Origin of the sequence: Streptomyces sp. NBC_00986, assembly GCF_045162565.1 — a bacterium.
Lineage (GTDB): Bacteria > Actinomycetota > Actinomycetes > Streptomycetales > Streptomycetaceae > Streptomyces.
The window spans coordinates 7,411,163-7,430,133 of the sequence record NZ_CP108733.1 but is presented as its reverse complement, the minus strand read 5'-3'; the positions used below and the strand labels follow the sequence as shown (position 1 = coordinate 7,430,133).

The window sequence follows — 18,971 nt, the reverse complement described above, 5'->3', positions numbered from 1 at the left end:
GCTGCGCGCCCATGGCTCCACCAATTGGGAACGACAGACACACATCCGGTCACACGCCGGGTCACACCCGTCGGGCACTGCTCGCCGGGGTGGCGGCGGCAGGTGCGCTGGGCGCGGCCGGCTGCAGTCGTGTGGCCACCGCGTCGACCACGAGCGGCGGTGAACTGCTCGACCGGCTGAAGGCGCAGGGCGTCGTACGGCTGGGGATCTCGGGTGAGATCCCGTTCGGGTACATCGACACGGACGGTCAACTGACCGGTGAGGCACCGAAGTTGGCCGAGGCGATCTTCAAGCGGCTCGGCGTCGACAAGGTGCAGCCCGTGCCCACCGAGTTCGGCTCGCTCATACCGGGGCTGAACTCGCAGCAGTTCGACGTCGTGGCCGCCGGCATGTACGTGAACCCGCAACGCTGTGAGCAGGTCATCTTCGCCGACCCCGACTATCAGGTGCTCGACTCGTTCGTCGTCCGCAAGGGCAACCCGAAGGGGCTCCACAACTACAAGGATGTCGTCGAGAAAAAGGCGAAGTTCGCCACCGGCACCGGGTGGGCGCAGATCCAGCACGTCGTCGACGCCGGGTACAAGCAGAGCGACATCCTGATCGTCCCGGACCAGGTCGCCGGGCTGAACGCCGTAGAGGCAGGGCGAGTTGACGTCTTCGCCGGTACGGCGCTCACCACGCGTGCCGTCGTGAAGAAGTCCGCCAAGGCCGAGTCGACCGCGCCCTTCGCACCGCTCGTCGACGGGAAACCGCGGATCGACGGGGGCGCCTTCGCGTTCCGGCCGACCGAGACGAAGCTGCGCGACGCCTTCAACGTCGAGCTGCACAAGCTCAAGAAGAGCGGGGAGCTGTTCCGCATCCTGCGGCCCTTCGGGTTCACCAAGGCCGAGATGACGGACCTCACCGCGAAGGAGCTCTGCAGCGGATGACCTCCGGACTCTGGGAACTCGTCCTCAAGGGGATCTGGACCACCGTCCAACTCCTCGTCCTCAGCGCGCTGTTGGCGACAGTCGTGTCCTTCGTCGTCGGCATCGCCCGCACCCACCGGCTGTGGATCGTCCGCTTCCTCGCCGGTTTCTACACCGAGGTGTTCCGCGGCACCTCCGCCCTCGTCATGATCTTCTGGGTGTTCTTCGTGCTCCCGGTCGCGTTCGGCTGGCAGCTGGTCCCGCTGTGGGCGGGCACGCTCGCCCTCGGCCTGACCTACGGCGCGTACGGCACGGAGATCGTGCGCGGCGCCCTGAACGCGGTCGACCCGGCCCAGCAGGAGGGCGGGGTCGCGCTCAGCTTCACGCCCTGGCAGCGGATGCGGCTGATCCTGCTGCCGCAGGCCGTGCCGGAGATGATCCCGTCCTTCTGCAACCTGCTGATCGAACTCCTCAAGGGCACCGCCCTGGTCTCGGTCATGGGCATGGGCGATCTCACCTTCAGCGCCAACCTGGTGCGGCTCGCGCTGCAGCAGAGCGCGGAGATCTACACGTACATCCTGCTGATCTACTTCGTGATCGCCTTCACCCTCACCCGGCTGATGCGCGGACTGGAGAAGAAGCTGAAGGCCGGGATCGGCAAGGGGCCCGCGAGCACCGAGTCCAAGCGGGTCCAGACCGTGGGTGTCGGAGGTGGGGTCTCGTGAAGTGGGACTGGAACGCCGTGAACGACTTCCTGCCGTACTTCTGGGACGGCCTGAAAGTCACCCTGCAGATCCTGGTCCTCGGATCGCTGATCTCGTTCGTCCTCGGGCTGGTGTGGGCGCTGCTGATGCGGACGCCGTCGCGCTGGGTGCGCTGGCCGGTCGGAGTCGTCACCGAGTTCGTGCGGGACACCCCGCTGCTGGTGCAGCTGTTCTTCCTGTTCTACGTGCTGCCCGAGTGGGGTCTGACGTTCTCCGCGCTGACCACCGGTGTCTTCGCGATCGGGCTGCACTACTCGACGTACACGATGCAGGTCTACCGCGCGGGCATCGAGGCGGTGCCCGTCGGCCAGTGGGAGGCGGCGACCGCGCTGAACCTTCCGGTGCACCGGACCTGGACGGCCGTGATCCTGCCGCAGGCGATCCGCCGGGTGGTTCCGGCGCTGGGCAACTACGTGATCGCGATGCTCAAGGACACCCCGATCCTGATGGTGATCACCGTGCTCGAACTGATGGGCCAGGCCCGCCTGTTCTCCCAGGACCACTACCAGTTCACCGAGCCCATCACGGTCATCGGTGTGGCCTTCATCCTCATCTCCTATCCCGCCTCCCTGCTGATCCGAGCCCTGGAGCGACGCCTTGTCCGCTGACACGCCCCTGACGAAGGAAACCGACGCCTACGCCAACCCCCCGGTGGACGGCAGCGAGTTGATCCGCCTGGACCACGTCACCAAGCGCTTCGGGTCCAACACCGTGCTCGACGACCTCGACTTCTCCGTGGAGTCCGGCAAGCACGTCACCCTGATCGGTCCGTCCGGGTCCGGCAAGACCACGATCCTGCGACTGCTGATGACCCTGACCAAGCCGGACGAGGGCACGATCACCGTCGACGGGGAGCAGCTCTTCCCGGCGCCCGAGAAGCAGATCCGGGAGATCCGCAAGAAGATCGGGATGGTGTTCCAGCAGTTCAACCTGTTCCCGAACATGACCGTGCTGCGCAATGTCACCGAGGCACCGGTCACCGTCCTCGGCCTGCCCAAGGACGAGGCGGAGGCGCGCGCGCTGGAACTGCTCGACCTGGTCGGCCTCGCCGACAAGGCCGGCGCCCGCCCGACCCAGCTCTCCGGCGGCCAGCAGCAGCGCGTCGCGATCGCGCGGGCGCTGGCGATGCGCCCGCAGGTCCTCCTGCTGGATGAGGTGACCTCCGCGCTCGACCCGGAACTCGTCGCGGGCGTCCTCGACGTCCTGCGGGACATCGCCCGCACCACCGACATCACCATGCTCTGCGTGACCCACGAGATGAATTTCGCCCGTGATATTTCAGACCAAGTCCTGATGTTCGACGCGGGCAGGGTCATCGAATCGGGCCCGCCGGAGCAGATCTTCGGCGATCCGGAACAAGAACGGACCCGGGAATTCCTCGGCGCCATTCTTTGACATTTATTCAATTACGACACGTGAGCATTCGAACACCCAAGGTCCACGTCACGTGGCATGACAAAGGAATATGCCAAAGGATTCGCGCCGCAGTTCGGAGGCCATAAGGAAGGCCACAATCTCGCCAACAGCCGCTCCACATCGGCCGTTTGACAGCTATCGTGGAGGGGATTCGCTGTCCGGTATCACGGCCCAAAAAGCGAGCGCAGGGAGAAACACCGTGGCGCTGATGCACGAGCCGACCGCTCCCTACCACTCGGTACAGGACGCACTGCGCATCCTGGAGACAGTCGCCGGACACTCCACCGGTGTCACGGACACCGAAATCGCCCGTCGCACCGGCGTCGGCGCCGAGCGCCTGACGATACTGCTGCGGACCCTGCGCCGCGAGGGCTACGTCGAGCAGCTCACCGACGGCGCGTACATCACCGGCGACTCCCTGAGCCGCCTCGGCTCGGCGGCCGGCCGGGAGCAGGCGGTGCGCGAGCAGATCCAGCGGACCCTGGACCGGCTGCGCGACTCCCTGGGCGCGGCGGTCTACGTCAGCCGGTACGTCGACGGCGAGGTCACGATCACCCAGTACGCGGCCGGGCCCACCACCCCGGCGGTCAACGAGTGGGTCGACTTCCGCGTCTCCGCGCACGCGACCGCGCTCGGCAAGAGCCTGCTGGGCCAGCTCGACCACAACGGCCGGCGCGACCACCTCTCCCGGCACAAGATGGCCCGCCTCACCTCGCGCACGATCACCAGCGACCGGCTGCTGCTCTCCCGCCTGGAGACCCAGCCGCCGACCGTCCCCCACCTCGACCTCCAGGAGTACGCGGTGGGCACGGTCTGCGCGGCGGTCCCGATCACGGCCGGCGCCTCGGTCGGCTGCCTGGCCCTCTCCCTCCCGGTCGAACACGCCCACCGCCTGCGCCAGGCGGCAGACACGCTGAACCGCGAGGCGGGGCCGGTACTGCTGTCCCTCGCGATCTGAGGGCTGGGAGGGCTGGTCCGAAGCACCCCTCCGGACCAGGTAGTATTTTTCTCGTCGCCCTCCGCGAGACTCTGATCCAGCGGAAGGCGTGAGTCACGCGCCGCTAGCTCAGTTGGTTAGAGCAGCTGACTCTTAATCAGCGGGTCCGGGGTTCGAGTCCCTGGCGGCGCACTGTGTGTGACCTGGGCATCCTTCTCTTCGGAAGGGTGCCCTTGGTCGTTTTCGGGGCTGGATGCTAGCGAGGGGCTAACGCCACCGTCATCCGGCTGCACGGCAGGCGGTTGGGCCACGAGCGCGGCAGCGGCCTCAGCAGCCTGGCGGGCGATCTCCGGCAGTACCGAGGTGTAGGTGTCGGCCGTGATCTGCATCGTCGAGTGTCTGAGCATGGCGGAGACCACTTTCATTTCGGCTCCGGCGGCGAGCGCCAGGGTGGCTGCCAGATGCCGCAGGTCGTGCAGACGTATCGGCGGCAGATAGCCAGGGTGCGGATACGGCCGGAGCGGATGCTCCGGAAAGAGTTGGTACCAGATGTGTGGGTCGACGATGCCGTTGGCTTTGAGCTCGCGGACTCGTTGGAAGCCGGTCACAGCCCGCCGCGTCAGTGGCCCGAAGAACCCATCTACTGGCAGCCCGAGCGTTGCTTGGACATCCTCGACGGCCGGGCCGATATCTCCCTCGCGGAGGGTGTTGGCTCGCTTGATCGTCCGTACGAAGTGGCGGCTGACGTAGTCGGGATGCAGTGGCTTGCCGGTTTCGGTAGTGAAGACGAAGTGGGTGTCGGTCCAGGCCGGCCCCAGTAGCTCTCGCTCCTCCAACTGCCGTTGCCGATGCGCCCGTAGAACCGTGACGGTCATGGAGTCGAGCGCGACGATGCCGTCGCTGTCGTCCTTGGGCCGGGTGACGGCGGTCTCCCAGCCCACCTGGACGATCTGCTGAACGATGGCGAGCGCGCCCGCGTCCAAGTCCACATCCGGCCAGCGCAGTCCGATGCCCTCACCTCGGCGTGGTCCTCGGAAGACCAACAGGTGGTAGTAGGCGTAGAGCCGGTCGGCCGTCATGAGGCCGAGGAAGGAGCCGGTCTGCTCGGGCGTCCAGACGGCGACCTTCGGGCGTCGACCCGAGGCCATCCAGTCGATGACTCGCGGGGCGGTCCAGATGACTGCTTTCGGTCGGGGCGCATTCTCAACTTCGACTGCCAGGGCCGGGTTGTCGATGATGCGGCGCTGACGTACAGCGGCATTGAGCGCTGCCCGGAGCGTGGCATGGATACGTTGAAGCGTTGCCGGACCGATCGGTCGCGGAGTGGTGGCGGCGCTCGCCACGATGGCGTCGTACGCGGTCCGAATCTGGGCCGGCCGGAGCTTTTCCAGGGGGATGTCACCGAGCTGGGGTTTGAGATAGCGACGGATGAACCCCTCATACGAACGGCGGGTGTTGGCCGCCAGCTTGCGCTTGCCACCCATCCATTCATCCAGCCACTCGCCGGTGGTCTGCTCCATCGTGAGGGAGACGCCTGCGCTGAAACGGCGGCGTACATCGGCATGGTCTGGCAGTTGCTGATAGCGGCGGTAGTGGTCGCGGATGGAGGAAACGATCTCAAGCCGACCCGCATCGTCGTCCGTGCTGGGTATCTCCAAGAGCTGGATTGCCTGCCGCAGCTCCACGGCAGCGGTGGTCTGGCTGGCGAAGCCACCACGAGTGATCTGCTGCCGCCCATGCTCCCGGCGACCCTCATCGGACAGTGGCACATCGACGACGTAGGACCAGGTGCCGTGCTTCTTCGGACAGGCCAGACGCTTGCCGGCCGCGTTGCGGCGAACCGGACACTTGCATCGCTTATAGGTGGTGCCTTGCATGACGCACGCCTTACCTTGCGGTCCGCGCGTCGTCAGGATGGACCCCGCGCAGGTCGTGTTCCAGCTCGGTCAGCAACTCCCGGGTGATGTGGCCGCGCAACGTGGCCAGTTGCCCCTTGGATGCCTCGGGCCGACGCTCCTGGAGTCGCAGGTCTCGCTCCTGCGACAAAGTCCGGTCCCACCGTCGCAACGCCACCAGATTGACCCACTCCGGCGACGTTCCGATCTTGCGGGCTACGTGCCGTTCGGCCTCACCGACACTGGCGACTGCTCGCTCGACTAGAGCAGGGTCTGCCCGCCCGGATCGCTGGACCTCAGCCAGGAAGTCAGACGTCCGATTGGCCAGCGCCAGCGACTCGGTGATCTCAACCGCCTGTGCGGGTATGGCCTGCACGGCAGCCGTATTGCCGGACAACAACGCCTTCACCGCGCCGACCGTGAGCCGCACGCCAGGCGACAGCTCAACAAGGTCATCCGGCGCTCCGGCCACAAAGTTGGCCGGCGGCACCTCGAAGGCGAAGGCCAGCAGGAGCACTTCCTCCAGCGCTATACGCCGAGCCCCCACTTCCGCCTGGGCGACGGTCCCCCGAATCCAGGTCGTCAGACCGTGCCGCTGAAGCAGCGCGGCGGCCTCTTCCTGCTTCAAGCCACGGGCTTTCCTGATCTCGCGTAGACCGGCTCCGAGTACCTGCCGCAGCGTGTGTGGCGTGTGTTCCATGAGGTCACCTCGGGGAGAAAGGTGTCTCAACGGTACGTCATGGTCTGCTCATGAACAAGAGCGGTTGACTTGTAACAAACTAGGGCGGATCATCTGCTCTCAGAACAGAGCACACCACTGCCGGTGAGGTGAGCCGCATGGTCGGCATGAGTCAGACCGAGCTGCTGGAGCTACCAGTCGTCATAGACCTCGTCACCGCCGCCCGCGCCCTGGGTATCGGGCGCACGCGAGCCTTTGAGTTGGTCCGTCGAGGCGAGTTCCCGGTGCCCATACTGCGCGTCGGGTCGACGTGGCGTGTGCCCACCGCACCCCTGCTCGGAATGCTTGGCATAACCGCCACGACCGGCGCCACGATAGCCCACGGCATTGCACCGCGTCGCTGAAGGACGCGAGAAGCGACCCTGTGCACCCGTGACCGCGGGACCACCGAGAGATGGCGTAGCTCGCTCTTCACGGAGCGGAAATTTCTGGCCTGAACTCCAAATCGGCGATCCGCGGCCTCCCGCTGAAACCAATAGAACTGGCGTACGATAGGGCGCGCATTTCCGGCAAAAGCCCCCCATCACTTGAGGCCGTCGTTCCAATGTCGCACGGAAAAGGCGTTACTGCGATTATCGAACTCTCGTGCGGCGCAGACTTGACGGCAGGTAACGGTGCGGTCGATTTTCCGCCCACCACCTGACAGCGAGCCCCAACCGGGAGTACCTTCCTTGGCTATCGACCGCTGCCATTTCTGGCCTGCCGGTCGAGTTCTCGTACCAGACGGGGGAGCCATGACGGCTGGGCAGAAGGTGAAGATTTGGGCAGCAGGGATTGCTGCTGCAGGAGTGATTATAGCGGCACTGGTGACAGGCCTATTCGGTCTGATCCATTCGGATCCCCAGATCAGTCAGCATTCAGGTGACAGCGGCGGCGTTAACCAAGCCTGCACCTCGAAAAGCTCGTGCTCTGCCGGCGGCAAGTAATGGATCACAACGGATTTAACGGAAGTGCATCCTCGAAAAGATTGAAGTCGTGGCGGCTCAAATCTGGCGCTCTCCTGTTGGGCTGTTTGGCAATAACCACGGCCGCATGTGGCGGCACCACGATCAATCAGACCGGCAAATATAACCAGACATGCGAAAAAAAGTCCTCGTGTGCGGCAGACATCGGCGATCTTGAGAAAGCTGATAACAGCCGCCAAACCATCGTCTGGACGCACGAGTACATGCCACCAAAGAACGTGGTGACTCACACGCCACGAGAGAGTTGGCCAGCACAACCGGAACTCACCTCGTACGCAAAGTACCAGGACTTCGCCAGAACGGTCGATTCAGTATCAACAGTCAATCGGGTGCTCTGGACAGCACACGTAGCCAAAGACGCCTTGGTGACGTTTGGTCACGTTGATGTACAAGAGTTGTCGGTTCAAAGGTCCGACTCCGGCAACGTGCTGACTCTTGGAGGAGGAGCGAGCTACCGAATCGAAGTGCAGATTTCACTAGGTAATCATGCGGCGAAAGTTCGATATCGAAATGGCGACAGTGATTTCACGGATAACCTCTCGCTCGTGCTAACCCAGAACGACACTGTGGCGTTCGATATTTCTGCATGGTCAGATGGCAGCACCGTCAAGTGGCGCGGCGATTTGGAATACACCATCAACAATAAGCCATACCAACTTCCACTGGCAGATAGTGACAATGGACCGTTCACAGTGACAGGCGATCCTAAAGCAGATCCGCATTTCTTCTATGCTGGCACCGATTGGCGCCGGGATGGGGCATAGGCGTGTGAGCTGGCGTCGGCAGGGCGAGGTAGAGGGAAGGCATACCAGATACACGGCAGTCCGGATCCGTTTCACATTCCTGATAACTCTATTGTTGCCAGGAATGTACTTCTTTGCACTAGCTGCTTGCAGCGGCAACGGTTCTAGTGTCAAAGGAAATAGACCAGCACAGCCGCCTGTGGCGCCAGCGCGAAGCTGCTCAGCTATTGGCTGGATCGACGATACAGGCGACGATCCTCAACGTGACCTTATTGAAGAGATCTATGAGGCCGCCTGCCAGCGGGACTACTCCAGACTGCAGAAAACGATGGGAGACGGGTTTCATAGCCAATACGGAAGCCATTCGGCTCCCGTGACTATCCGGCTCTTCAAGGAGTTCGACGCGTCGCGTAAGGACATCGAGACACTTCCACGGCTACTTGAAGGCAAGCCAGTGACTGACCAAGGCGGCATCACTTATGTACTCGGCCGAGCTGTAGCGGTATTCCCTCGCCCCGTGCAAGATACTCAACCTTCTTGGTCGCTGTATGTTCCAAACTGCAGTGCAGTACCTGATCTATCTGTGGCAGAAGAATGCAAGCTCGACATCAGTCTTTTCAATCAGGCGGCTGACCACTGAGACCGCACGACCCCGGACAACGTGACTGGGTCTGATAGGGGCTCGACAGGACAGGTTAACCTCGGCGTGAGGAGGTCTACGATCGACTCAAATCCCCGTTAGAAGTAACGATGCCAAGCCTATGGTGTCGTGAGAGCCATCTATGTGGACTGCGTTAACGGTAAGCTCGCCTATCCGTCGGGGAAAGCCTGGCTCGCACGCCCAGGCTGGCCAGGACCAGGCCGCCGGTGACGCCGACCTTACGGCGGTCGATCACCATCCGGCCTTGGCCAACTCCACGAATGCCGCCCAGGTGGCCGGCTTGACGGCCAAGGTTCCGCAGCTGCGGTCCTTCGTGTCCCGGATCATTACGTGTGCCGGTTCGTTGTCGGCTACTTCAACGCAGTTCTCGGTCCCGGTGTAGGTGCTGGTACGCCAGTTCGGAGTCACAGGCTGCATGGTGCTCTCCTAGTCGCTCGGCATCTGATCGAAGTGGTGGCTGGCGGTGAGGATGAGGTCGCGGACGGCGGTGCCGTAGACCGCTGACTGCTTCAGAAGGGAGAAGGCCTTGGTGTACAGCTCGATCTCTCGTGGCTGCGTGACGGAGAACTCCGCCGAGTAGGTCTCAACGAGGACGAGCTTGTCGTCGAACATCGAGAAGGAGTTGCCGGGCCAGATACCGATGGACGCGGAGCGCGGGATGATGCCCAGGCTCAGCCGGGGCAGCCGCATCACCGCCAGCAGCCGGTCGAGCTGCCCTTTCATCACCTCCGGTCCTCCGAAGTTCGTGTACAGCGCCTGCTCGCCGAGCACGACGTTGAAGATTCGGTTACCTCGGTACAGGTACTGCTGTCGTTCCAGCCGCTTGGCGGTGGCGGCTTCCGCGTCGTCGGGGATCTCGTAGTAGTCGACGACCTGCCGGAAGGTCTCGGCCGCGTACTCTGCCGTCTGGAGCGTTCCCCACACCAGCGTCGGATGCCAGATACGGAAGACCCTGGTTTTTGCGTAAACCGGCAGAGCCTTCTTCTGCCGCTGCTCCGCGCCGGTCTGGAACTGCCGACGCCACTCAAGCCACAGCTCGTCGATGTGCCGCACTGTGGCGATCAGGTCGGCGAGGTGCTCTTGCCTGTCGGTCTTCATGCACCAGGTGCGGATGTCGTCTTCGCTGGGGTTCTGCTTGCCGTTTTCCAGCCGGGAGACCTTCGACTCCGCCCACTCGGTGGCCACGGCGAATGCCCGGCCGCTCGCGAACCCCGCATCCTTGCGGAACTCACGTAGCCGGGCACCCAGTGCCTCTCGTGCTTCTTGTGCTTGGTTGCTCACTGATAGGTCAGGGCTTGTACTCGGCGTGTGGGATGGCGTCGGCCCAGAGCAGGTCGCGCACACGGATGCAGGCGGCCACCGTGTCAGGGTCCTCGACTATCTCGGAGCCCAGGACACGGCCCTCCGGATCGAAGTGGCCGACCGCAAGGAGACGATCGTCGTACAGCCACCAGTCGTTGCCGTCCAGCGGGAAGGTGACGTCCTCGGGCAACCGATGCCGCGGAAGCCATCGGATGTCCTCGCCGGCCTCAAGGTTGAGGTGGGTCAGCGAGTGTTCCCATCCGACGTACTCGGAGTGTGGCTCCGTGATCACCCGGACACGTCTCACGGTCTTGCCTTCACCCGTGACGCGCTTCATCAGCGTCATCCACGGGTCGAGCCACACGTAGTCGTCCGGCTCACCCCGCTGCCACCTGGCGTACGGCGTGTCCTCGACGGGAGACCCATAGTCGTCCCGCAGCTCCAGGTGGAAGGCATCACGTTCAAAGCTGCGGAACAGCTCGTCACGTTGTGCGGGGCTGATCAGGTCCACTGTCTTCCTCCAGCAGGGCCATGATCGAGGACTTGGGAACCTCGATGCAGGTCTCATAGTCGGGCATGCGCATCTGGCTCAAGGCTTCAGCATCATGCATTTCCGGGCCTTGGAGTACGCATGTTCCCTGTTCCGTGACGAGCATGATCGGGGCGGTGAACTTCCTGATCTCGCAGGACAGTTGGCCGTCCTTGGTCAGGTGCTCGAACAGCTCGGTCGGCACCTCTACGGCAGTCTGTCCTTCCGGTACGTCGAGCTGCGCGAGTAGGTCGTTGGCGAAGATTTTCCAGCCTTGGATGACGTAGCTGTCCTGGTCACTGGCGTACAGGGTGGGGCTGTCCCCGGGGGTGGAGTTCTTACCAAGGAACCGTAGCTTCATGGTTGCTCTCCCGTCCGCTGCCTTGCGCAGGTTTGCGCGTCACGTCGATCGTCGAGGAGCCGTTCGAGCCCGTCAATCGACTTGCTGCAAACTCGCGCAATCTCCTTGGGAGTTGGGCACGGGCCGCTCTACGTTCGTTCTCGAACCCAAGTCCGCGCAGGCGGCATCGAGGGGAGAAGCGTGGTGGCGAGCGTGACCGAGGAACCCGAGGCCGGCGTCGACAACTTGCCCATCGATGTCGAGCTGATCTCGGACATAACAGATGGCGTGCTGAAAATGGAGCTGAGCACGTCGACCCGCAAGGACATGGACTTCAAGACGACGAGAGTCGTCGGTCTCCTGAGTCTGCTCCTGGCCGAAGACCTGGGCGTCGATGACGACGTGGAGGTCATGGATCTGTTCCGTCAGGCGTACAAGCTGCTGGAGCTGACCAACCGTCCCGGCAGACAGGCGCCGAGCTTCACGGCCTTCTTCTTCATGCGCGACGTAGCCAACCTCGCCCAGCGCTTGATGTGGGTCTACGTCGAGAGGAACGGCGAGGTACCGCGATGAACGACAGCAAGCGGCCTGGCGTCGGAGACGAGGTCGAGTACAAACCCGGATGCCGAGCGATCGTGACGGACCTCAGCCGTGGTGTGCCTGTCCTCCGGGCTCCGGCTCGTTCCGAGTGGCTGGCCGACAATCCAGACCAACTCGTTGTGACGCGGACTCGGCAGGAGCGCATCGAGGCCGGAGCATGACCTGTCGCCAGTGGGTCAGCGGCACTTGTCTGCTCTGCCGTCGTCCCGATCAACCCGTGATTTTCATCGGCCCGGTCGAGGTAGGCGGCCTATCGGCCCCGGTTTTCGCTTGTAGCGACTGCTGCGAGTGGTGTCGCCACGTCGTCCGCTCCTACCACCAGCAGTGGGATACGCGCCCTGCCATGTAGCTCCCACCCCAGCTCGGTTCCCCCGTACGAGCTGGGGTGGGGCTCAACCCCAGGAGGTATCGGATGCACCAGCTGATCGTCAGCCCGTTCCTCGACGGCTACCTGGCCGTTCGACCAGGGAGCCCCACCTGTGTTCGGTTGCCAGGCCAAACACTACGAGGAGTTGCGGCAGCGGGCCGGTCCCGACTACTGCGTGCCGGACTGGCTAGCGGAGACCGCAGCTGAGGCCTGGGGCTTTGACCTCGACGGCAAGGCCGCCGACTCGACGCTCCTGATACGCGAGCCGACCAAACTCGGCTTCGCGCGGGCGAGTGTGGGCCTGGAACCGGCCGAGGTGTATGACAAACGGTCCGTGATCGTTGCTGACGTCCAGAACTGGGCCTGAATGCGCATTGGATTCCTCCGCGCGACAGCGGACAGTACTAGATGGTTTTTCAATGAAAGTAGTAGAATAGAGATATAATTAGGGTTTTTTTGCATGCCCCCTTGCCCGTACCCCAAACAGCGCGATCCCGAGATCATCAAGCTGAATCGAGGTCGGCCCATGAATGCACGCACCATCGTCTCGGCAGAACAGGCATGGTCCTGCTACTTCCGCACCACGGTCGAGCACCCGTATCGCAAGGCGCTGGTGCAGATCGAGGAGTGGTGCAACCTCGGCTGCGCCCACTGCTTCGTGTCCGCCGGGCAGTACGGTCCACGGATGCCGCTCGACCAGATCCAGACAAAGGTCATACCCCGGCTTGCCGACTGCCGGGTGAATCGCGTGACGCTCACGGGTGGCGAGCCTTTCGCCCACCCCGACCTGCTCGACATCGTCTCCGCGTTTCGTGAGGTGGACATGGAGGTGGGGCTGTGCACCAACGCCACTATGGCCACCGATGAGCAAATCGAGGCGTTGGCTCGACTCGATGCCCACATCAACATCAGCCTTGACGGGTTCGCGGCCGACTCGCACGGCAAGTTCAGGGGCAACCGAGAGTCCTTCTACACCACTGTGACCACGGTCAAGAAGTTCGCTGCCGCTGGTCTGCTGCAAGGACTGCTGTGTACGCCGAACAACCTCGCTGAGGACGAGGAGTACGCCCAGCTGTGTGAGTTCGCACGTGAGCAAGGAGCGAGGTATGTGCTGATGAACCCGCTGTCGAGCATGGGTCGCGGGGTCAAGAGTCAGCGCAAACTGGCTCGATCGGACGACCACATGCGTCACATCCACGAGCTGACCGATCCGTTCGAGAATGACCAGCTCGACATCGTCCACATCCGCTTTCCCAATGACTCCAAACCGCTGGCTGGCTGTGAGGCCGGCACCATCATCTACGTCTTCACCCCTGGCGAGGTGACCGTCTGTCCCTACCTGGTCTTTGCTGCCCGGACACCACAGTCTCAGCATGCCGACACCGAATTCATCGTCGGCAACATCTTTGAGGACGAGGACCTGGCCGCCCGTCTGGATGCTTACAAGTTCCACGAGCGCTACGTCCTAGGCGACAACCCCACCTGTGGCGCCTGCGCCATGGCGGACGGGTGTGGCAAGGGCTGCCCAGCTGCCGTGGTAGCGGCCGGAGAGCGCATCGGGGCCGTGGACGCGGAAGTTTGTCCCGTTACCTCCGGCGAGCGTCGTCTGCTGCCGCTGGTGACCACATCATGACCGCGAATGATCAGGGCTTGTTCGTCACCATCGACGGACCTGGGGGCGTCGGCAAGTCCACCGCCCTGGAGCACACTCGCGCCCGACTGACCCGTCACGGTCTGCGGGTCCACTCCACGAGGGAACCATCAGGTACCTCCTTGGGCGAGCTGGCCCGGCACGGCACGGAAACCTATCGGGGACTGTCCCTTGCATGCCTGGTAGCCGCGGACCGGTACCACCACATCGAGACGGAGATCCAGCCCGCTGTCGAGCGCGGCGAGATCGTCTTGTGCGACCGGTACATCGCCTCATCACTGGTCTTGCAGCGTCTGGACGACGTGCCAGTTGAGACGGTATGGGCCCTCAACAGCCACGCCCGCCGCCCAGACCTGTCTGTGATTCTCACCGCAGAACCCGGCGTCATCGCCCAACGCCTTCGGGCGCGCGGCGCTCACAGCCGCTTCGAGAAGATGCCGGATGGTTCGAAGAAGGAGACCACGCTGTTCGCCGAAGCCGCTACCTTCTTGCAGGAGGCCGGTTTCGCCACATTGGTCGTCGACTGCACCAGCCGCACGCCAGCAGAAACAGCCGACATCATCGCGGCGGAGATCACCAGACCGTCAGCGAGGAATGAACATGCCAACTGAACAATCGCTGGGGTTGCTGACATTCAACATCGGCAACCCCTCGCGAGAACGTGCTGAGCGGCAGTTGAAATGGCTGGCCCAGCGCCCGGAGGAGATCCTGGTGCTGACCGAGACAGCAGCCAGCAAGGGGTGTGACTTCCTCGCTGAGCGCTTCTCGGATGCTGGCTATGCGGTGAGCTTTCCCGTACCCGGGAAGGGTGAGCGAGGCGTGATGCTGGTCAGCCAGCTACCTCTAGCCGAGGCAGACTCACCCGTCGAGATCGGGTACCTGCCCTATCGGGCAGTGTCCGTGGCGGTCAAGACCCGGCAGGGGCCACTTGACGTGGTGGGCCTGTACGTTCCCTCACGAGATGCCACCCCCGCCAAAACGGAACGAAAGCAGCGATTCATCGATACCTGCCAGGGCTGCTTGCCCTCTGGCGCCTCGGCAGTCGGCCGTGTGGTGCTGGGTGACTTCAACATCCTGGAGCCCAATCATCAGCCCCGCTACCCGATCTTCCGACCCTTCGAGTACGGCTTCTACCAGTGGTTCGAGCGGCACGGCTACCGTGATGCCTATCGCCACCTGCACCCCGATGATCAGGAGTATTCCTGGGTCGGTCGGACAGGCGACGGCTACCGCTACGACCACGCGTTTGTCTCGCAGACATTGGACTCCCTCATGATCTCCTCCTCCTATGTACACGAACCTCGAACCACTGTCCGCATCAGTGACCACTCGGGACTATCCCTGAGTTTGGCACTACCCGATCTAGAACGGTTGGTAGTCTCCGATCCGACCGTTGTGCCGGAGCCAGACGTGTTGTTCTGATGCTGACGTGATCGCACCAAACCCACGCGCTGGCCTTGGCACCAAAATCCCCGCAGCACGGAGCAGCACACATGGATCACACCTGGGACACCGTTGGCCAGCTAGTGCAATGGCTGGATGCGGAGAGCCCGGTGCCGCCCCAGATGGCGCGGTTGCTGCGCGTTATGAAGATCACGGAGGAGGCCGGCGAAGTCGCCGAAGCCGTCCACGGAGCCATCGGCTCCAACCCCCGCAAGGGGAATAGTCACACTTGGGAAGATGTACAAAAGGAACTGTGTGACGTGATCCTCACGTCCATGGTCGCGCTGTCCACTCTGACTCCCGAGGCACAGAAGATCTTCGAGGACCGTCTGGATCATATCGCCAGGCGCTCCCTGACTTCGCGTATGCCCTGATGGAGATCAGTGGATAGTTCGCGTTGGGCCATCTGACCGATGCACTCTCGTTCGCGGCCCGGCAGAGGGCGGGAGTCAAGGGTGACTCCCAACCAGTCAGGCCGGACTTGTAGCAGGGCGGCCCTGTCACGGACCGTACAGAAGAGGCTGCTTGGCGCAGCGAAGACTCCGGCAGCGCCATCGCGCAGCCATCGACTACGACGCCTGGCCACTGAACAAGTCTCTCAACGAAGCTCGCGAGAACGGCACGCTCAGCCTCTACTGACTCGGCCTCGGCATGATCACGCTCACGCCATGGACATCCCGTTCAGCGCTGACCAGATCGGCCGCCTGGCAGCACCGCACTGTGCTGCTGGCACGAAACGGATCAGAAATCATCATTTTTAGTCGCGCGAAGTAAAGGCGTCGCACCTCCGGCAGGGAAACGGAATAATCACGGTGTGACCCAAGCATCCAGTGTGAGCAAATCTGATCAACGCCTTCTTCAGCTGGTCTACAACATGATGGGTCAACGCGGGGCCTGGCCCACCTTCACCGCAGTGGACCTACGGGCCGATCGTGATCTCGGGATCGAAGATGCTCAGGCAGCATTGGCCGCCATTCCAGCCGATTATCTCTCCAAACCGTGGCAGACCTACGGTTTCTCCGACAATGACGAAGTCCGGCTTACGCTACGGGGTGTGGCTGCCTGCGAGGGCGGCGCCGAGGATCTGGCATTGTTGGCGAAGCTCATTGTCTGGGTTGTAAAGATCGAAGGCGAGGACACCGGCGACGTCGAGAACTCGCTTTTGGCGAAGAGCGAAGACTTCGCCGCTTACTTGGAGCTGCCGCTGCGACGGTCACCTCTCGGCAGGGCCAGCTCAGAATCGTCCACCGAAGCACCTGCCACGGCGGAGGAATCCGACCTGACGCAGGAAGTCCTGGCGGCACGAGTGACGCTGTCGAGAGTCCGGGTGCTGGCTGATCTCCTTCCCCACTTCTGGGGAAGTGCCGGCTGGCAGCAGGACGAGCCGTGGCGGTGGCACTACACAATCGATCGTCGACGCCTGCGCCCCTACCGTCATGTGGAGGGAGGGGCTGATGGGCTGCTGGAGTATGTCGAATCTCAGGAACGCGAGCGCACAGCGTCCGCCGCAGCCGACCATCCAACTGCGTTTGATAGCCCGGTCTTTGCCGAAGCTGGAGTCGTTGCTCCGGCGAGAGGCACCGACCTGGATGTCCTTCTGACGATGATGCGTGAGGAGATCGCCGAGGCCAGTGCAGACCTGGTGCACGCGAGTCGCTTCGACGACGCTATCTTCGCGGCTTTCCGCCGCGTCGAACACGAACTCCAGCAACGAACCGGGAACCCCTCGATCGGCAACGCCCTGATCAAGCTTGCCTTTGTAGACCAGAGGAAACCGATCAAGATCACCGAACGTGAGATGGACAAGGACCGACTCGTCGAGCTGTTCGGCGGCGCTATCGGTCTGTTCAAGGGAGACCGGTCGCACAAGGACCGGCCCTTGCTGCCATGCCGGTCGCGCCACGAGTGTCTTCGTCTCCTGGCCCATGCGAGCACCCTGCTGGACTTGCTGGACCGCGACATCGACCGGGCACCGGCCGTCCGCGGCTACGAGCATCACCAGGGCAGCACTCTCGCTCTCTGGGCGGACCGCGCGAGCTCTCAGGCCGATGTCTGGTTGGACGAGACGATCCGGCTGGACAAAATCAGCTTCCAACCTGGAAAACTCGTTGTCGACGTTACAGGCGTCTCCCCTGGCGAACACCGCATCCATCTCGTCGAGGGATACCGGCAGGGTGCCGCCCACACGGTATGGCTCACTAGCGAGCCCGGCCTCTCCTCGTGGTACCGGGTTGTCGAGGTGAACCTCCCACTTTACGGGGACGCCCTGGGCCAAAAGCAGCTCGATACCGCTGGCGTACGGCTTGCTGCCCTGGAGTCAGGTGTCACCAGCAACCGAGTCGTGCCGACACGCGAGGTCTACCAAGTAGGGCACTACGTCGACTGGCACTGGTCGACCACGGCGTCGACAGACGCAGCGTGGGCACGCGACCGCGTCGGCGGCTCGCTGCGCAAGGTGTGGGACCAGTCGTTGCTCTTTGATGGACAGCCCGTCGCGCCAGCCCACCCCCAGCGTCTGATGCACATCAGCATGGAGCCCGGTCAACTACGTCTACGCAAAGGCGAAAAGGCTCCGCTGCGCGTTTTGGCGCACTTCACTGACGGCACCGCGACTTGGAGCGAACCGCTCAACAACCCGCAGGTAGAAACTGGCAACGAGAGCACGGTCGTCTTCACGGGCGGCGCGGCGATCGCAAAAGCACCGGGCAGTACCACCCTACGGTGCCTGTACGCCAGCTGCTCTGCCGAAACCGCCGTAGAGGTCGCAGCCCACCCGCGCGGTACCGTGACCGAGCTGCTGACGGGACTGCCGCCCGTGGCTGGCATCGCTTACACGGGCAAGGGCCTGGTGGTCAGCACACAGGGAACTGACCTGTGGCGGGTTGGCAAAGATGGGGTGTATCGGCTGATCGCCGCGACGCCCCGGCTATCAGCGGAATACCTCGGAACAGACACCCTCGCAGCCCGAGAAGATGGCGAGCTGGCAGTGCGGCTGGCCGGCAACCGCGGGATCCTGGTGCTCCACCACGCCGAGAAGGACGCTGACGACTACTGCAGCAGCCACATCGTCGACCCTGAGTGCTCCGGGACACCGATGGCGTTGGCCTGGTCCGACGAAGCCCTCATCGTCGCGATGGATAGCGGCGCGATTCACTACGTAGCCATGGATAGCACAGCGACGCAGCTCACCTCCGTCGACGGCGTCCCCGTAGCTATTGCACACACGAAGGATGCGCTGCTGGTGCTGTGCGCCCCCGGCCCCGCTGCTGTACCGCCGGACCGCTGCTACTCGCTGTGGCGAATTGCCCAAAACGAGACCGCGCCCACAAACCTACTGGCGGGCCAACGCCTCGCCGGGCTCAATAGCTTGGCCTGCATTAACGACGCCATCTACATCAGTGACTTCGACGGAGGTCGCGTCCTGCGCCTGCCGCCTCAAGGCACAGAAGACCTTCTAACAGTCGCCGACGGTCTCATCAACCCTGGCCAGCTGGCCGCTGGCCTCGACGGGACGCTGTACATCGCAGAATTCGGAGCAGGTACCGTGCGTCGTATCCTCCCCTGACAGCCAGCATGGCGTGCAAGTCATCCACATGTTCGTCTGTAATACAGTCCAGATTGAAGCAGTTGCCCATAACGAATGGGCGCCTTCCTCCCCCTACTGCATGCGCGACGCATCGACCAGGGGTAGCAGGTCACCCTCAGCACATT

General features: G+C 63.3%; 20 protein-coding genes, 1 tRNA gene and 1 pseudogene. 16 read left to right on the top strand and 6 right to left on the bottom strand.

All coding sequences use genetic code 11. The features are described 5' to 3' along the window. The first annotated feature begins 11 nt into the window (after nucleotides 1-11). From ehuB to OG504_RS33230, 6 genes are all read left to right on the top strand, one after another. Entirely contained in the window at nucleotides 12-929 is a 918-nt protein-coding gene (ehuB, locus tag OG504_RS33255; protein WP_405993095.1) for an ectoine/hydroxyectoine ABC transporter substrate-binding protein EhuB, read from the top strand. Further along, nucleotides 926-1,633, top strand: a complete 708-nt coding sequence (gene ehuC / locus OG504_RS33250) for an ectoine/hydroxyectoine ABC transporter permease subunit EhuC (protein ID WP_405993094.1) — start codon at nucleotides 926-928, stop codon at nucleotides 1,631-1,633. The genes ehuB and ehuC overlap by 4 nt, the downstream gene beginning before the upstream one ends. Next, the gene (ehuD, locus tag OG504_RS33245) at nucleotides 1,630-2,280 is read left to right on the top strand and encodes an ectoine/hydroxyectoine ABC transporter permease subunit EhuD (RefSeq protein WP_405993093.1); all 651 of its coding nucleotides are present in this window, start codon (nucleotides 1,630-1,632) and stop codon (nucleotides 2,278-2,280) included. Before ehuC ends, ehuD begins: the two co-directional genes overlap by 4 nt. Then, nucleotides 2,270-3,067: an ectoine/hydroxyectoine ABC transporter ATP-binding protein EhuA gene (gene ehuA / locus OG504_RS33240; protein ID WP_405993092.1), complete on the top strand. Its 798-nt coding sequence runs from the start codon at nucleotides 2,270-2,272 to the stop codon at nucleotides 3,065-3,067. Before ehuD ends, ehuA begins: the two co-directional genes overlap by 11 nt. A gap of 220 nt (nucleotides 3,068-3,287) precedes the next feature. Next, complete coding sequence (locus OG504_RS33235; protein ID WP_405993091.1) at nucleotides 3,288-4,046, top strand: IclR family transcriptional regulator; 759 nt, start codon at nucleotides 3,288-3,290, stop codon at nucleotides 4,044-4,046. A gap of 97 nt (nucleotides 4,047-4,143) precedes the next feature. After that, nucleotides 4,144-4,217 (top strand) — tRNA-Lys (locus tag OG504_RS33230). Nucleotides 4,218-4,612: 395 nt separating this feature from the next. Here OG504_RS33230 and OG504_RS33225 read toward each other — a convergent pair. Together OG504_RS33225 and OG504_RS33220 are read right to left on the bottom strand one after the other, a co-directional pair. Next, nucleotides 4,613-5,545: pseudogene (locus tag OG504_RS33225) on the bottom strand (hypothetical protein); the annotation flags it as partial. Nucleotides 5,546-5,912: 367 nt separating this feature from the next. Beyond that, nucleotides 5,913-6,620 (bottom strand): helix-turn-helix domain-containing protein, encoded by a 708-nt coding sequence (locus OG504_RS33220; RefSeq protein WP_405993090.1) that lies wholly within the window; start codon nucleotides 6,618-6,620, stop codon nucleotides 5,913-5,915. A gap of 137 nt (nucleotides 6,621-6,757) precedes the next feature. Between OG504_RS33220 and OG504_RS33215 the strand changes: the two genes are divergently transcribed. From OG504_RS33215 to OG504_RS33205, 3 genes are all read left to right on the top strand, one after another. Then, nucleotides 6,758-7,003, top strand: a complete 246-nt coding sequence (locus OG504_RS33215) for a hypothetical protein (protein WP_405993089.1) — start codon at nucleotides 6,758-6,760, stop codon at nucleotides 7,001-7,003. Nucleotides 7,004-7,584: 581 nt separating this feature from the next. Continuing rightward, nucleotides 7,585-8,388 carry a hypothetical protein gene (locus OG504_RS33210; RefSeq protein WP_405993088.1) on the top strand — a complete coding sequence of 268 codons (804 nt, stop codon included), beginning with the start codon at nucleotides 7,585-7,587 and terminating at the stop codon, nucleotides 8,386-8,388. 103 nt (nucleotides 8,389-8,491) lie between these two features. Then, on the top strand, nucleotides 8,492-9,007 hold the full coding sequence (locus tag OG504_RS33205) for a hypothetical protein (protein WP_405993087.1): 516 nt from the start codon (nucleotides 8,492-8,494) through the stop codon (nucleotides 9,005-9,007). 252 nt (nucleotides 9,008-9,259) lie between these two features. Here the strand turns inward: OG504_RS33205 and OG504_RS33200 are convergent, their stop codons facing one another. From OG504_RS33200 to OG504_RS33185, 4 genes are read right to left on the bottom strand one after another with little or no spacing between them, the layout of a single operon-like run. Beyond that, complete coding sequence (locus OG504_RS33200) at nucleotides 9,260-9,445, bottom strand: DUF397 domain-containing protein (RefSeq protein ID WP_405993086.1); 186 nt, start codon at nucleotides 9,443-9,445, stop codon at nucleotides 9,260-9,262. 9 nt (nucleotides 9,446-9,454) lie between these two features. Beyond that, nucleotides 9,455-10,309, bottom strand: coding sequence for a helix-turn-helix domain-containing protein (locus OG504_RS33195; RefSeq protein ID WP_405993085.1), 855 nt, complete (start codon nucleotides 10,307-10,309; stop codon nucleotides 9,455-9,457). Nucleotides 10,310-10,316: 7 nt separating this feature from the next. Continuing rightward, complete coding sequence (locus tag OG504_RS33190; RefSeq protein ID WP_405993084.1) at nucleotides 10,317-10,841, bottom strand: DUF6879 family protein; 525 nt, start codon at nucleotides 10,839-10,841, stop codon at nucleotides 10,317-10,319. Beyond that, nucleotides 10,813-11,220 carry a hypothetical protein gene (locus OG504_RS33185; RefSeq protein WP_405993083.1) on the bottom strand — a complete coding sequence of 136 codons (408 nt, stop codon included), beginning with the start codon at nucleotides 11,218-11,220 and terminating at the stop codon, nucleotides 10,813-10,815. Before OG504_RS33185 ends, OG504_RS33190 begins: the two co-directional genes overlap by 29 nt. Before the next feature lie 192 nt (nucleotides 11,221-11,412). On the opposite strand from OG504_RS33185, the gene OG504_RS33180 reads away from it, so the two are divergent. The 7 genes from OG504_RS33180 to OG504_RS33150 all read left to right on the top strand — a co-directional run bounded on the left by OG504_RS33180 (nucleotide 11,413) and on the right by OG504_RS33150 (nucleotide 18,825). Beyond that, nucleotides 11,413-11,772 (top strand): hypothetical protein, encoded by a 360-nt coding sequence (locus OG504_RS33180; protein WP_405993082.1) that lies wholly within the window; start codon nucleotides 11,413-11,415, stop codon nucleotides 11,770-11,772. Between the two features lie 506 nt (nucleotides 11,773-12,278). After that, nucleotides 12,279-12,533: a hypothetical protein gene (locus OG504_RS33175; protein ID WP_405993081.1), complete on the top strand. Its 255-nt coding sequence runs from the start codon at nucleotides 12,279-12,281 to the stop codon at nucleotides 12,531-12,533. A 159-nt stretch (nucleotides 12,534-12,692) separates the two neighbouring features. Next, the gene (locus tag OG504_RS33170) at nucleotides 12,693-13,799 is read left to right on the top strand and encodes a radical SAM protein (RefSeq protein ID WP_405993080.1); all 1,107 of its coding nucleotides are present in this window, start codon (nucleotides 12,693-12,695) and stop codon (nucleotides 13,797-13,799) included. Continuing rightward, entirely contained in the window at nucleotides 13,796-14,428 is a 633-nt protein-coding gene (tmk, locus tag OG504_RS33165) for a dTMP kinase (RefSeq protein ID WP_405993079.1), read from the top strand. Before OG504_RS33170 ends, tmk begins: the two co-directional genes overlap by 4 nt. Beyond that, nucleotides 14,418-15,239, top strand: coding sequence for an endonuclease/exonuclease/phosphatase family protein (locus tag OG504_RS33160; protein WP_405993078.1), 822 nt, complete (start codon nucleotides 14,418-14,420; stop codon nucleotides 15,237-15,239). The genes tmk and OG504_RS33160 overlap by 11 nt, the downstream gene beginning before the upstream one ends. A gap of 71 nt (nucleotides 15,240-15,310) precedes the next feature. Further along, nucleotides 15,311-15,634 carry a MazG-like family protein gene (locus OG504_RS33155; RefSeq protein WP_405993077.1) on the top strand — a complete coding sequence of 108 codons (324 nt, stop codon included), beginning with the start codon at nucleotides 15,311-15,313 and terminating at the stop codon, nucleotides 15,632-15,634. Nucleotides 15,635-16,074: 440 nt separating this feature from the next. Then, nucleotides 16,075-18,825, top strand: coding sequence for a TIGR02391 family protein (locus OG504_RS33150; protein ID WP_405993076.1), 2,751 nt, complete (start codon nucleotides 16,075-16,077; stop codon nucleotides 18,823-18,825). The last annotated feature ends 146 nt before the right edge of the window (nucleotides 18,826-18,971 follow it).